The sequence below is a fragment of the Caulobacter sp. BE254 genome, from assembly GCF_031457295.1.
Lineage (GTDB): Bacteria > Pseudomonadota > Alphaproteobacteria > Caulobacterales > Caulobacteraceae > Caulobacter.
This window is the reverse complement of the sequence record NZ_JAVDWJ010000001.1, coordinates 217,617-229,947: the sequence shown is the minus strand read 5'-3', so window position 1 is coordinate 229,947 and position 12,331 is coordinate 217,617. Positions and strand designations below refer to the sequence as shown.

Here is a 12,331-nt window from a genome sequence, read left to right as displayed (position 1 = left end):
GTGCGTGAGCCCGCCAGCCGTTCGGCCTTGACAGAAAGAGTTGATATCAACATAAATGCGAGGTGTCAAAGCCGCTGGAAGTCCCGTTCGCCGCCACCCTTCACGTCAGGGACACCTGCCTGTGCCTCCACGCCCAGCGCGCGGCGCGAGCGCTGGCGCGGCGGTTCGACCAGGCCCTGGCGCCGTTCGCGATCACCAACGGCCAGTTCTCGCTGCTGATGTCGCTGAACCGGCCCGAGCCGCCGACCATCGGCTCGGTGGCCGGCTTGCTGGCCATGGATCGCACCACCCTGACCGCCAATCTCAAGCCCCTGGAGCGGCGCGGCCTGCTGACGGTCGGCGTCGATCCACAGGACCGGCGCAGCCGCCGCCTGGCCCTGACGCCGGCCGGCATGGCCCTGCTGGCCCGGGCCCTGCCGGTCTGGACGCAGACCCACGCCGAGGTCGAGGCGGGCCTGCCCGATGGCGGTGGCGACGCCCTGCGGGCGGGCCTGCTGGCCCTGGCCTGACCGCTCGTCGGCGAGCCGGGCATTCGCCTCGGCTTTTTCCGTTTTGCCCGACGGCGCGCGAACTCTAGGTTGGTCGGACTCGAGAATCTGACGCGCACGGAGCAATCAGGCGTGACCACCACGATCTACGGCATCAAGGCCTGCGACACGATGAAGAAGGCGCGGGACTGGCTGGACGGTCACGGGGTCGCCTACGGCTTCCACGACTACAAGACGACGGGAATCGATCGTCCGCGCCTGGAGACCTGGAGCCGGTCCGTGGGCTGGGAGACCTTGCTGAACAAGGCCGGAACGACCTTCCGCAAGCTGCCGGACGTCGACAAGCAGGGGATCGACGAGGCCAAGGCCATCGCGCTGATGCTGGCCAATCCGTCGATGATCAAGCGGCCGGTCCTTGAGGCGGGCGATCAACTGCTGGTCGGATTCAAGCCTGACGTGTATGGTCGCGCCTTGGGTTCAGGGGGCTGAATGGACGCCCAGATCGATCTGGTCATCTTCGACTTCGACGGGACGCTGGCCGACAGCACGGCCTGGGCCATCCGCGCCGTCAGGCCGCTGGCCGAACGCTTCAAGTTCAAGGCGGTCACCGAGGACGAGATCGCCATGCTGCGCGGCCGCACCAGCCGCGAGATCATCGACTATCTGGGCCTGCCCCTGTGGAAGGTCCCGCTGGTCGCCGCCCACGGCAAGAAGATGATGGCCGCCGAGGCCCACGCCATCCCGCTGTTCTCGGGCACCGGCGACCTGCTGCGCGGCCTGTCGGCGGCGGGCCTGCGCCTGGCGATCGTCAGCTCCAATTCCGAGGCCACCATCCGCTCGATCCTGGGGTCCGACCTGGCCGCCCTGGTCGACCACTACGGCTGCGGCGCGGCGATCTTCGGCAAGGCCGCCAAGTTCCGGGCCGTAGTCAAGGCCGCGCGCATCGCCAAGGACCGGGTGCTGTGCATTGGCGACGAGACCCGCGACATCGAGGCGGCGCGCGAGGCGGGCCTGGCCTGCGGCGCGGTCGAATGGGGCTACGCCACGCGGCGCGCCCTGGCCGATCACGGCCCGACCATGATGTTCTCGGCCATGGACGAAATTATTTCCCGGGTCGCCGCATCCAATCAACGGGTCGGCGCCGACTAGTCTTCAGAAAACGGCGCGAAGGGTTGCGTCGATCTGGAGGTCAAGACCGATGGACGAGCTGTTCCGCTCCTATTGGTGGCTGGTGTTTCCCCTGAGCTGGGGCGTGTTCGGCGTGTTTCAAAGCTGGCTGGCCTATCGCGCCCGCCGCGACGCCCTGGACGTGCTGCGCTCTTACGCGGCGGCCGGCCACGAGCCGCCGCCGGCGCTGGTGGCGCGGCTCAACGCCCGCTGATCCTTCAAGGTTTCGAACCGACATTTCGAGGCGCGCGACGCGCCCCTGGAGACCAAGACCATGGAAGACATGTTTCGACAGTTCTGGTGGCTGATCTTTCCGCTGAGCTGGTTCGTGTTCGGCGCCTATCAGAGCTGGCTGTCCTACAGGGCCAACCGCGACACCCTGGACCTGATCAAGACCTACGCCCAATCGGGACGCGAGCCGCCGCCGGAGCTGATGGCCAAGCTCAGCAAGCGCTGGAACGATGGCGACGATCTGGGCGAGGTGGACGACGACGACGACCGCTTCCGCCGTCGCCATCGCCGCCGCCACTGGCGCCAGCACACCTGGTCCCGGGTCGCGCTGTTCGGCTGCCTCTGCGCCGGCTTCACCTTTGCGGCGGCCACCGACCTCTATGAGGCCGGGCCGGCCTTCGTGATCGTGTCCTTCGTCATGGCCGCCCTGGCCGTGGCGGCGGCGGTGTCGATCCTGGTGGATCGAGGACCGCGGGTCTGATGGACGGACCGCTCGTCCGGGCCGCGCGGGACGGGTCGCAGTCCGCTTTCGCGCGACTGGTGGCGATGTATGAGCGGAGCCTGCGCGGGTTCCTGCGCAAGAGCGGTTTCGGCGACGCCGACGACATCGCCCAGGAAGCCTTCCTGGCGGCCTGGTCCAGCCTGGACCGGTTGCGCGACGACGAGGGCTTTCGCGCCTGGCTGTTCGGGATCGCCTGGCGCAAGGCGCTGGACCACGGCCGGTCCGCCCGCCGCGCCGCCCGCCGCGACGAGGCCTGGCGCGAGGACCAGGCGGCCGAGGCGCCGCGCGCGGCCGATCCGGCCGACCGCCTGGCGCTGGAAGCGGCCCTGGCCGGCCTGCCGCCAGACCAGCGGGCCTGCGTCACCCTCTGCCTGGGCCAGGGCTGGTCGCACGGCGAGGCGGCCGAAACCCTGAACCTGCCGCTGGGCACGGTGAAGTCGCATGTGAACCGAGGACGTGAGAGACTGTTGGCCGTATTGGGAGACGCGTCATGACCCCCGAAGATCGCCTGTCCGCTTTCCTGTCCGCCGACGCCGCCCCCGCGCGGCCGGCGGTGGACGCGGCGTTCGTCGCCGAGGTGATGCAGCGGGTGGCCCGGCGGGAGCTGCAGCTGAAGCTGGCCTCGGCCGCCGTGACCGCCGCCGCTGCGGGCGCGGTGCTGTGGGCCTGCGCCCCGGTGCTGGACCTGGCGGTCCACGCCCTGGCCCCGGTCCTGCTGCCGGCCGCCGGGATCCTGACCCTGGCCGCCGCCGCCGGCCTGCTGGGCGCACAGGTTCTGACCCGCCGCTAGCCTTACGAAAGTTTCATCCGATCCGGCGCCTCCAATCGCCATGGCCCAGGTCTCTTATCTACAGAAGGCGAGGGCGAAGCGCTCCCGCCAAGCATTCGAGGGGATTAGGTCATGAACTGGGGAATTTTGATTCCGCTGGCGCCGTTTCTGATGGTCGCGGCCATCGTCATCGTGCCGGCGTGGCTGCGGACGCGCGAGCGCCGCGAAATGCAGGCCACGGTTCGCGCGGCCATCGAGAAGGGACAACCGCTGCCTCCCGAACTCGTCGAGGCTCTGTCCAAGGACGTGCGTCCTCGGACGGTGTCCTCGGCTCATCGCGACATGCGGATCGGGGTCATCCTGTTGTTCGTCTCCGGGGGCGTCGCCCTGACCGGGATCGCCCTGGGTCAGATCAACGACAACGCCATGTTCGGCACCGTCAGCGGAGCGGCCATTCCGGGCATGATCGGCCTGGCCTTCATCATCCTCAGCTTCTTCAACCCCAACAAGCGTCCGCCCGAAGTTTGAGCGCGGACAAGGGGGAGAGGGGACCACGCTTATGGGCACTGAACGCCCACCCACCGGCCACGACGTCGAGCTGGCCGCCCTGGCGGCGGCCGGCGACCGACGGGCCTTCGGCGAGTTGGTGCGCCGCCACGGCTCGGCCGTGCGGGGCCTGCTGCGCCGGCTGGGGGCCGATCCGGCCACCGCCGACGACATCGCCCAGGACGCCTTCCTGGTCGGCTACGAACAGATCGTCGACTATCGCGGGGAAGGGGCTTTCGCGGGGTGGATCAAGAAGATCGCCGCGCGGCTCTATCTGCGCAAGGTCAAGCGGGAGGCGCGGTTCGTGCTGACCGAGGCGCCCGAGGAAGCCGCGCCGGTCGGATCGGACGGACCCGGCGCGACCGCCGACCGCCTGGACCTAGACGAGGCGCTCAAGCATCTGTCCAAGGCCGAGCGCCTGTGCGTTTCACTGTGCTACGGGGCCGACTGGTCGCACGCCGAGGCGGCCGAGACCTTGAACATCCCCCTTGGGACGGTCAAATCCCATGTCAAACGTGGTCTGGATAAACTCAGAGTCCGGATGGCCCCGCCGTCCGACAGCGTACCGAACGACTCCGCGAGGAGGGAAAACCGTGGCTGACCTGGATTTCGAAACCCAACTGACGCGTCTCTACGGCCAGGCTCCGGCGTTCCGCGACGCGGAGCTGTTCGCCGAGCGGGTGACCCAGAAACTGGATCGCGGCTGGGCGCTGCGCCGGGTGCTGATCGGCGCGACGGGCGTCGTGGCCGGCGTGGCCGCCGCCGTCCAGCTGGTCGGGGCCCGGTTCACCAACGAGTTCTCCGAAATGTCGAAGGAGGGCGCGGATCAGCTGACCCTGGGCGTGGACAAGCTGACCCATCGCTACGACCAGCTGTTCACCCTGGGCGGCTCGGAAACCCTCTGGGTGGGCGTGGCCCTGGCGGTGCTGGCCCTGGCCTTCGCCGTGACCCGGCTGGTGGACGAGGTCTAGGCGGCGAACCTTGCGGGGGCGAACGATCTGGCGGAAAACGGCGTGCGTCTTTCGCCGGAGTGTCGATCCTGTCCGCCCATCGTGAAGAGAAGGTCCGCCGCCTGGCGGCCCCCGACATCGCCGCCCGCAAGGGCGGCGAGCCCATCGTCTGCCTGACCGCCTACACCGCGCCGATCGCCGCGGCCCTGGACGAGTCGTGCGACGTGCTGCTGGTCGGCGACTCGCTGGGCATGGTCGTCCATGGTCTGCCCAACACCGTGGGCGTGACCCTGGACATGATGATCCTGCATGGCCAGGCGGTGATGCGCGGCTCGCGCAAGGCCATGGTGGTGGTCGACATGCCGTTCGGCTCGTACGAGGGCGCGCCGGAAATGGCCTACGCCAACGCCGTGCGGATCATGAAGGAGACGGGCTGCCAGGCCGTCAAGGTCGAGAGCGGCCCCACCGTGCCGGCCACCATCGCCTATCTCGTGCAGCGCGGCATTCCGGTCATGGGCCATGTCGGCCTGCGGCCCCAGGCGGTGCTGGTCGACGGCGGCTTCAAGGCCAAGGGCAAGGATGAGGCCGGCCGGCTGAAGGTGCTGGAGGAAGCGCGGGCCACCGCGCAGGCAGGCGCCTTCGCCGTCGTCGTCGAGGGCGTGGCCGAGGGCCTGGCGCGCGACGTGACCGCCGCCATCTCGGTCCCGACCATCGGCATCGGCGCCTCGGCCGGCTGCGACGGTCAGATCCTGGTGGTCGACGACATGCTGGGCCTGTTCGACTGGGCGCCGAAGTTCGTGCGCCGCTACGCGGACCTGAAAGGCGAGATCGAGCGCGCCGCCGCCGACTATGCGCGCGACGTCAAGGCGCGCACCTTCCCGGGCGAAGCCGAGACCTACTACGCCAGGAAGAGCTAGGGCCGAGAGGGGCGGGGCGAAAAGACCGGCGACTGTACCGGTTCCGCCCCGTTGCGGCTGGCCCGGACACGCTATAGGTTCGCCGCCTCGGTGGGTCCGCTCACCATGGTTTTCATTTCGCGTGTCGATTCCGGAGCAATTCGGGCTCGACGCCTCAGGGCGCAGTTTTCGCCCTTATCGGAGCCTCGTTCGTGGTCGATGTGTTTGACGAGGTCGAAGAGCAGCTGCGCTCCGACCGCTACAAGTCCCTCGCGCTGAAGTCGCTGCCCTGGGTGGGCGCGCTGGCCGCGGTGGCGATTCTGGGCGCGGGCGGCTGGATGGGCTGGACCAGCCACCAGCAGAGCCAAACCAACAAGGCCACCGAAGCCTATCAGGCGGCCCTGACCACGGGCCAGAAGTCGGGCCCCGCCGCGGCCTTCCCGGCGTTCGAGGCGATCTCCAGGACCGGCACGCCCGTCTACAAGGCCCTGGCCCTGCTGCAGATGGGCGGCGTCCGCCTGGAGCAGAACAAGACCGCCGAGGCGGTGGCCTATTTCGACCAAGCGGCCAAGCTTTCGCCCAATCCGGTGCTGGCCGACCTCGCCGGCCTCAATTCCGCCTTGGCGCTCATCGACACGGCTCCTTACAAGGACGTCGAGGCGAGGCTGACCCCGTTGATGGGCGAGAAGAGTCCCTATCGCGTACAGGCCAAGGAAGCCCTGGCCTTCGCCAAGCTGCGAGCCGGCGACCTGGCCGGCGCGCGCGGCGACTTCCTGGTGCTGTCCAGCTCGCTCGACAACTCCTCGGATGAGATTCGCGAGCGCGCCCGGGGCGCGATGGCCATGATCGATTCCGGCTCCGCCAAGGACCTGCCGGCCGTAGTCAAGGCCGCCATGGCCCTGCCGCCGTCCGCCGCGCTCTCGCTTCCGACCGGCCCCCAGGCCGACGTCGCCCCCAATACCGCCCAATGAGCCGACGCCCCATGACGACCAAGCGCTATCTGCTTCTCACCGCGATGATGACCGCCGCGGTATCGGTGGCGGGCTGTTCGACGATCTCCAAGCTCAATCCCTTCGACAAGAAGGAAGCCAACAAGACCCTGGCCACCCAGGGCCAGCGGATTTCGGTCATCGCCTTCGACCAGAAGGTCGAGCCGGCCGAGGCGCTGAAGGGGGCCGACTTCTTCCTGCCCGAGCCGGCCGTCCAGGCCGACTGGCCGCTGCCGGGCGGCAACGCCGAGCAGTCGGTCGAGCACGTGGCGGCCGCCGCCAATTTCGACATCGCCTGGCGCAAGGGCTTCGGCCAGAAGGCCAACCGCAAGTATCACGTGACCGCGCCGCCGGTGGCCGCCGACGGCAAGATCTTCGTCATGGACGGTGAGGCCACCGTCAGCGCCCTCGACGCCAAGAGCGGGGCGACGATCTGGCGCAAGGACCTGCGTCCCGCCAAGGCGCCTGGCAAGAAGCGCGGCTTCTTCGGCATCGGCGGCAGCAAGGCTGACCGCACGGGCTTCGGCGGCGGCGTCGCCTACGCCAACGGCAAGCTGTACGTCGCCTCGGGTTTCCGCTTCGTGGCCCAGCTGGACGCCGCCACCGGCGCGGAAGCCTGGCGCCAGCAGACCAGCACGCCGGTCCACGCCGCGCCCACCGTCGCCGACGGCCGGGTGTTCGTGATCTCGACGGACAACGAACTGCTGAGCTTCAACACCGCCGACGGCGCGCCGGGCTGGACCTACCAGGCCTTGATCGAGCCCGCCCGGATCCTGGCGGCCACCAGTCCCGCGGTCAGCGGCGACACGGTCGTGGCCGGATTCGCCTCGGGCGAACTGGTCGCCCTGCGCGCGAGCAACGGCAACGACCTGTGGAGCGAGGCCCTCAGCCGCGCCAGCCGCACCAACGCCCTGTCCGAGATCCGCGACATCGCCGGCCGCCCGGTGATCTTCAAGGGTGACGTCTTCGCCGTCAGCCACTCGGGCGTCTTCTCGGCCACCGACCTGCGCACGGGCCAGGCCCGCTGGAGCCTGCCGGTCACCGCCATCACCAGCCCCTGGGCGGCCGGCGACGTGGTCTTCGTGGTCGACAAGGCCGGCCAGGTGATCTGCGTCTCGCGCGAGGCCGGTCAGGTCTACTGGATCCGCGACCTCAACAATACCGACAAGCTGAGCAAGAAGCAGAAGAAGAAGCGGGCCAAGCATCCGGTGGTCTGGTCGACGCCGATCCTGGCCTCCAACCGCCTGATCACAGTGTCGAGCGAAGGCCAGGCCGTGGCGCTGAACCCCAAGAACGGCGAGACGCTGAAGACCTTGAAGGTCGGCCAGTCGGTGCTGCTGGGCCCGATCGCCATGGGCGACACGGTCTATTTGGCCACCGACGAGGCGGATCTGATCGCCATTCGCTAGCGTCCTTCCGGGCCCGCCCGGACCCACAATCCAAGCAACGCGAACCCGGGCTGGTCCTCACCAGTCCGGGTTTGTCGCTTTTGTCCTCGAAATCGACTAATCACAGCCCATGCCTTTGAAACTCGCGATCGTCGGCCGCCCCAATGTGGGCAAGTCGACCCTGTTCAACCGTCTGGCCGGCCGCAAGCTGGCCCTCGTCGACGACCAGCCCGGCGTCACCCGCGACCGCCGGTTCGCGCACGGCCGCCTTGGCGACCTGGACCTGGAGCTGATCGACACCGCCGGCTTCGAGGACGTCACCGACGAGAGCCTGGAGGCGCGGATGCGCGCCCAGACCGAGCTGGCGATCGACGAGGCAGACGTCAGCCTGCTGGTGTTCGACGCCCGCGAGGGCCTGACGCCGCTGGACCGGATCTTCGCCGAAATCCTGCGCAAGCGGAACAAGCCGGTGCTGGTCGCCGCCAACAAATCCGAGGGCAAGGCCGGCGACCACGGCGCGGCCGAGGCCAATGTGCTGGGCCTGGGCGAGCCGATCCAGATCTCCGGCGAGCACGGCGAGGGCATGGCCGAGCTTTATGCCGCCCTGATCGCCATCGCGCCCGAGGAGCTGCAGGGCGAGCACGACGAACTGGACGACGACAAGCCGATCAAGATCGCCATCGTCGGCCGCCCCAACGCCGGCAAGTCGACCCTGATCAACCGGCTGATCGGCGAGCAGCGCCTGCTGACCGGCCCCGAGGCCGGCATCACCCGCGACTCCATCTCGGTCGATTGGGACTGGGGCGGGCGCAAGGTGCGGCTGGTCGACACCGCCGGCCTGCGCAAGAAGGCCAAGGTCAACGAGAAGCTCGAGAAGCTCTCGACCGGCGACACGATCCGCTCGATCACCTTCGCCGAGGTGGTCCTGCTGGTCATGGACGCCACCCATCCGTTCGAGACCCAGGACCTGCAGATCGCCGACCTGGCCGAGCGGGAAGGGCGCTGCGTCGTTTTCGTGCTGGCCAAGTGGGACCTCGTCGAGGACCCCGGCGCGACCCTCAAGGGCTTCATCGAGCACGCCGAGCGCATGTTGCCCCAGCTGCGCGGCACGCCCGTGATCGCGCTGTCGGGCGAGACCGGCAAGGGCGTCGAGCGTCTGATGCCCGCCGTGCTCAAGAGCCACAAGGACTGGTCGACCAAGGTCAAGACCCGCGACCTGAACGACTGGCTGCAGATGGCCATGCAGCGCCACCCGCCGCCCAGCGTCGGCGGCAAGCGCATCAAGCCCAAGTACATGGCCCAGACCAAGGCCCGCCCGCCGACCTTCGTGCTGTTCTCCAGCCGCGCCGACCAGATGCCCGAGCAGTATCGGCGCTACCTGATCAACAGCCTGCGCGAGAGCTTCGACCTTCCGGGCGTGCCGCTGCGCATCACCCTGAAGTCCGGCGCCAACCCCTATGCCGAAGGCGAGGCCAAGGGCCACTCGGGCAAGGGCAAGCGGGAGTTCGAGCGCAAGGAGCGCGAGAAGGAACGGATCCGCGCCTCGCGCAACACCGTCAAGAAGTCGGTGCGCGTGGCCGAAGCCGCCGCGGTGGCCGCCGCTCAGGCCGCGGGCCTGCCCGTTCCGGCCCCGAGCGCCGGCAAACCGGCCTCGAAGGCTTCCAAGGCGCCCAAGCCAACCGAGATCGCCGCGGGGCCCGCGGCCGAGCCCGGCAAGGCGGCGGTCAAGTCGGTCAAGAAGCAGGGGCCCCGCGCCCAGAAGAAGTCCACCACGCCCAGCTACAAGGTTGGCTTCAAGGCGGCGGGCGGCAAGGCGGCGGGCTCCAAGACCGCGCCGCGTCGTCCCGTAGCCGGCGCCCGCACCGTTCGCGGCAACAAGGCGCCGCCCAAGGGGCGCTGAGCCGCCCTGGAACGGCGGCGTGTGCGGGGCCATTTCCGAAGGCATGGACCCGCGACAAGCCAGCCTGTTCGACGACCCGGCGCCGGGACCGCCGGGCTTCGTCTATCGGTCGGAGATGATCGATCCGGACGAGGAGGCCGCGCTGGCCGAAGCCCTGGCGGGGCTCGACCTGCGGCCCTTCGAGATGCGGGGCTATGCCGCGCGCCGGCGGGTGGCGTATTTCGGCCGGCGCTATGAGGAGTCCACGAAGGGACTGGAGGACGGTCCGCCGATCCCGGACTTCCTGCAGCCCTTGCGTCACCGGGCCGCAGCGCTTGCTGGCCTGAGGCCGCAGGCTCTGGTCCACGCCCTGGTCAACGAATATCAGACCGGCGCGCCGATCGGTTGGCATCGCGACCGGCCGGCGTTCGGCCAGGTGATAGGCTTCTCGCTGTTGTCGCCATGCCTCATGCGCTTTCGGCGGCGACGCGAGGCCGGCTGGGAGCGACGATCCCTGACCCTGGAGCCCCGCTCGGCCTACTGGCTGGCGGGCGACGCCCGCTCCGTCTGGGAGCACAGTATCCCGCCGGTCGACGCCCTGCGCTATTCGATCACCTTTCGCACCCTGGCATAGGGACTGCCGAGGTCAGCCGATGCTGGCGGACTCCTGGCCGCGTTCCTTGAAGCGCACCACGCCCTTGGGCGGCACGCGGTCTGGGCGGGCCAGGTCGACGATCAGCGGAACGAGGGTGTCGGGCGCGGGGACGGTCTGGGGATCCTCGCCCGGGAAGGCGCCGGCCCGCATCCGCGTGCGCATGGCGCCGGGGTCGACGCAGACGGCGCGCACCGTGGTGTTCTCCATCTCGTCGTCATAGCAGCCGACGACAGCCTCGAGCCCGGCCTTGGAGGCCGCATAGCCGCCCCAGAAGGCGCGGTGGGTCTTAGCCAGGCTGCTGGTCAGGAAGATGGCCCGGCCCGCCTCGGCGCGACGCAGCAGCGGGTCCATGGACCGGATCAGACGCCAGTTGGCCGTCAGGTTGGTGGCCATGATCATGTCCCAGCCCTTGGGGTCCAGGTGGCCGACCGGGGTCAGCGCGCCCAGCACGCCCGCGGCGCCCACCAGTACGTCCAGCTTGCCATAGCGCTCGTAGAGAGCCGCGCCCAGCTGGTCCAGGCCGTCGGGCTCGCGCAGGTCCAGCGGGACCAGTGTGGCGTGCTCGCCCGTCGCGGTCAGGATCGCGTCGTCCAGGGCCTCCAGGGCGCCTTGGGTGCGTCCTACCGCGACGACGTGGGCGCCGGCCTGGGCCAGGCCCAGGGCGATCGCCTCGCCGATGCCGCGGGTGGCGCCGGTGACGAGGGCGATGCGGCCGGCCAACGGCTTTTCGGAGTCGGAAGTCATAGGCGGGTTCTAAACAGAACCGTTTCGTGATGAAACGAAATCGTTGGTAACACCAACAAAACGCGTGGCGACACCAACGGATTCCCTTGGTGTCAGACCTCGTCCATCGGCCGAGCGCCGTAGCGCTGGGCGATCACCGAACAGGCCATCAGCTGGATTTGGTGGAACAGCATCAGCGGCAGGACCAGAATGCCGGCCGTCGGGCCGGGGAACAGGATGCCGGCCATCGGCACGCCGCTGGCCAGGCTCTTCTTCGAGCCGCAGAACACGATGGCCACCTCGTCGGGCTTGGAGAAGCCCAGCGCCCGCGAGCCGAACATGGTCGCGGCCATGATGACCGCCAGCAGCGCGATGCAGACGACGAGCAGCAGCAGCAGCTCGGGAATCGACACCTTGTTCCAGATGCCGTCGATCACCGCGGCGCTGAAGGCCGCATAGACCACCAGCAGGATGGAGCCGCGATCGACCCGACCGACCAGGGCCTTGTGACGGTCGATCCACGGTCCGACCCAGGGGCGGACAAGCTGGCCGACCACGAACGGCAACAGCAGCTGGATGATGATCGGCCTGATCGACGCCCAGGCTCCGCCGGTCTCGCCGTGAGCGTGCATCAGCAGCCCCACCAGCACCGGCGTCAGGAAGATGCCCAGTAGGTTCGAGGCCGAGGCGGCGCAGACGGCGGCGGCGACATTGCCCCGGCCGATCGAGGTGAAGGCGATCGACGACTGCACGGTCGAGGGCAGGCAGCACAGGAACAGCATGCCGCTCGACAGGGTGGGCGACAGCAGGCCGGACCGGCTGATCAACAGGCCCAGGGCCGGGAACAGCACGAAGGTGAAGCCCAGGATGGTCAGGTGCAGGCGCCAGTGGGTCAGGCCGGCGACCACGGCCTCGCGCGACAGCTTGGCGCCGTGCAGGAAGAACAGCAGGGCGATGGCGATCTTGACCACCCAGCCGACGACCGTCGCGGCCTCGCCGCGCACCGGCAGCACCGAGGCCAGCACCACCATGCCGAACAGGGCCAGGATGTAGCCGTCGATCTTCAGCTTGGCGAGGAGGTCTTTGAGCAAGCGCGGCATCCTGTTGGGGGCTGCCCTGCGTCCCTTGAGGCCGCTTCGCGGCGCCTC

At 69.2% G+C, this 12,331-nt stretch carries 17 protein-coding genes; 15 read left to right on the top strand and 2 right to left on the bottom strand.

The genetic code is table 11. From position 1 onward, the window contains the following. Positions 1-62 precede the first annotated feature (62 nt). The 15 genes from J2X41_RS01090 (at position 63) to J2X41_RS01020 (ending at position 10,439) form a co-directional block, all read left to right on the top strand. Positions 63-509: a MarR family winged helix-turn-helix transcriptional regulator gene (locus tag J2X41_RS01090; protein ID WP_310078926.1), complete on the top strand. Its 447-nt coding sequence runs from the start codon at positions 63-65 to the stop codon at positions 507-509. 111 nt (positions 510-620) lie between these two features. After that, positions 621-977 carry an ArsC family reductase gene (locus J2X41_RS01085; RefSeq protein ID WP_310078925.1) on the top strand — a complete coding sequence of 119 codons (357 nt, stop codon included), beginning with the start codon at positions 621-623 and terminating at the stop codon, positions 975-977. Further along, complete coding sequence (locus tag J2X41_RS01080; RefSeq protein ID WP_310078923.1) at positions 978-1,637, top strand: HAD hydrolase-like protein; 660 nt, start codon at positions 978-980, stop codon at positions 1,635-1,637. 49 nt (positions 1,638-1,686) lie between these two features. Beyond that, entirely contained in the window at positions 1,687-1,869 is a 183-nt protein-coding gene (locus J2X41_RS01075) for a hypothetical protein (RefSeq protein ID WP_310078921.1), read from the top strand. Positions 1,870-1,929: 60 nt separating this feature from the next. Continuing rightward, entirely contained in the window at positions 1,930-2,367 is a 438-nt protein-coding gene (locus J2X41_RS01070; protein ID WP_310078919.1) for a hypothetical protein, read from the top strand. Continuing rightward, positions 2,367-2,882: an RNA polymerase sigma factor gene (locus tag J2X41_RS01065; RefSeq protein ID WP_310078916.1), complete on the top strand. Its 516-nt coding sequence runs from the start codon at positions 2,367-2,369 to the stop codon at positions 2,880-2,882. The genes J2X41_RS01070 and J2X41_RS01065 overlap by 1 nt, the downstream gene beginning before the upstream one ends. Beyond that, positions 2,879-3,178 carry a hypothetical protein gene (locus J2X41_RS01060; protein WP_310078915.1) on the top strand — a complete coding sequence of 100 codons (300 nt, stop codon included), beginning with the start codon at positions 2,879-2,881 and terminating at the stop codon, positions 3,176-3,178. Before J2X41_RS01065 ends, J2X41_RS01060 begins: the two co-directional genes overlap by 4 nt. 111 nt (positions 3,179-3,289) lie before the next feature. Beyond that, on the top strand, positions 3,290-3,685 hold the full coding sequence (locus J2X41_RS01055; RefSeq protein WP_310078912.1) for a DUF6249 domain-containing protein: 396 nt from the start codon (positions 3,290-3,292) through the stop codon (positions 3,683-3,685). A 31-nt stretch (positions 3,686-3,716) separates the two neighbouring features. Further along, complete coding sequence (locus tag J2X41_RS01050; RefSeq protein WP_310078911.1) at positions 3,717-4,304, top strand: RNA polymerase sigma factor; 588 nt, start codon at positions 3,717-3,719, stop codon at positions 4,302-4,304. After that, positions 4,297-4,674: a hypothetical protein gene (locus tag J2X41_RS01045; protein ID WP_310078910.1), complete on the top strand. Its 378-nt coding sequence runs from the start codon at positions 4,297-4,299 to the stop codon at positions 4,672-4,674. The genes J2X41_RS01050 and J2X41_RS01045 overlap by 8 nt, the downstream gene beginning before the upstream one ends. Before the next feature lie 68 nt (positions 4,675-4,742). Further along, positions 4,743-5,570: a 3-methyl-2-oxobutanoate hydroxymethyltransferase gene (gene panB, locus J2X41_RS01040; protein WP_310079835.1), complete on the top strand. Its 828-nt coding sequence runs from the start codon at positions 4,743-4,745 to the stop codon at positions 5,568-5,570. A gap of 191 nt (positions 5,571-5,761) precedes the next feature. Then, positions 5,762-6,520 (top strand): tetratricopeptide repeat protein, encoded by a 759-nt coding sequence (locus tag J2X41_RS01035; RefSeq protein ID WP_310078908.1) that lies wholly within the window; start codon positions 5,762-5,764, stop codon positions 6,518-6,520. Between the two features lie 11 nt (positions 6,521-6,531). Beyond that, complete coding sequence (locus tag J2X41_RS01030; protein WP_404979853.1) at positions 6,532-7,947, top strand: PQQ-binding-like beta-propeller repeat protein; 1,416 nt, start codon at positions 6,532-6,534, stop codon at positions 7,945-7,947. 109 nt (positions 7,948-8,056) lie between these two features. Next, the gene (gene der, locus J2X41_RS01025) at positions 8,057-9,826 is read left to right on the top strand and encodes a ribosome biogenesis GTPase Der (RefSeq protein WP_310078905.1); all 1,770 of its coding nucleotides are present in this window, start codon (positions 8,057-8,059) and stop codon (positions 9,824-9,826) included. 43 nt (positions 9,827-9,869) lie between these two features. Next, complete coding sequence (locus J2X41_RS01020) at positions 9,870-10,439, top strand: alpha-ketoglutarate-dependent dioxygenase AlkB (RefSeq protein WP_310078903.1); 570 nt, start codon at positions 9,870-9,872, stop codon at positions 10,437-10,439. Positions 10,440-10,451: 12 nt separating this feature from the next. Here the strand turns inward: J2X41_RS01020 and J2X41_RS01015 are convergent, their stop codons facing one another. After that, positions 10,452-11,204 carry an SDR family NAD(P)-dependent oxidoreductase gene (locus tag J2X41_RS01015; RefSeq protein WP_310078900.1) on the bottom strand — a complete coding sequence of 251 codons (753 nt, stop codon included), beginning with the start codon at positions 11,202-11,204 and terminating at the stop codon, positions 10,452-10,454. A gap of 92 nt (positions 11,205-11,296) precedes the next feature. Next, the gene (locus J2X41_RS01010; RefSeq protein WP_310078899.1) at positions 11,297-12,283 is read right to left on the bottom strand and encodes a bile acid:sodium symporter family protein; all 987 of its coding nucleotides are present in this window, start codon (positions 12,281-12,283) and stop codon (positions 11,297-11,299) included. Positions 12,284-12,331: the final 48 nt, after the last annotated feature.

Coding starts and splice junctions, on each gene's coding strand:
- J2X41_RS01030 (WP_404979853.1), top strand. CDS start 6,532: ATGACGACCAAGCGCTATCTGCTTCTCACCGCGATGATGACCGCCGCG.
- J2X41_RS01015 (WP_310078900.1), bottom strand. CDS start 11,204: ATGACTTCCGACTCCGAAAAGCCGTTGGCCGGCCGCATCGCCCTCGTC.
- J2X41_RS01070 (WP_310078919.1), top strand. CDS start 1,930: ATGGAAGACATGTTTCGACAGTTCTGGTGGCTGATCTTTCCGCTGAGC.
- J2X41_RS01010 (WP_310078899.1), bottom strand. CDS start 12,283: ATGCCGCGCTTGCTCAAAGACCTCCTCGCCAAGCTGAAGATCGACGGC.
- J2X41_RS01050 (WP_310078911.1), top strand. CDS start 3,717: ATGGGCACTGAACGCCCACCCACCGGCCACGACGTCGAGCTGGCCGCC.
- J2X41_RS01060 (WP_310078915.1), top strand. CDS start 2,879: ATGACCCCCGAAGATCGCCTGTCCGCTTTCCTGTCCGCCGACGCCGCC.
- J2X41_RS01055 (WP_310078912.1), top strand. CDS start 3,290: ATGAACTGGGGAATTTTGATTCCGCTGGCGCCGTTTCTGATGGTCGCG.
- J2X41_RS01080 (WP_310078923.1), top strand. CDS start 978: ATGGACGCCCAGATCGATCTGGTCATCTTCGACTTCGACGGGACGCTG.
- der (WP_310078905.1), top strand. CDS start 8,057: ATGCCTTTGAAACTCGCGATCGTCGGCCGCCCCAATGTGGGCAAGTCG.
- J2X41_RS01020 (WP_310078903.1), top strand. CDS start 9,870: ATGGACCCGCGACAAGCCAGCCTGTTCGACGACCCGGCGCCGGGACCG.
- J2X41_RS01075 (WP_310078921.1), top strand. CDS start 1,687: ATGGACGAGCTGTTCCGCTCCTATTGGTGGCTGGTGTTTCCCCTGAGC.
- J2X41_RS01065 (WP_310078916.1), top strand. CDS start 2,367: ATGGACGGACCGCTCGTCCGGGCCGCGCGGGACGGGTCGCAGTCCGCT.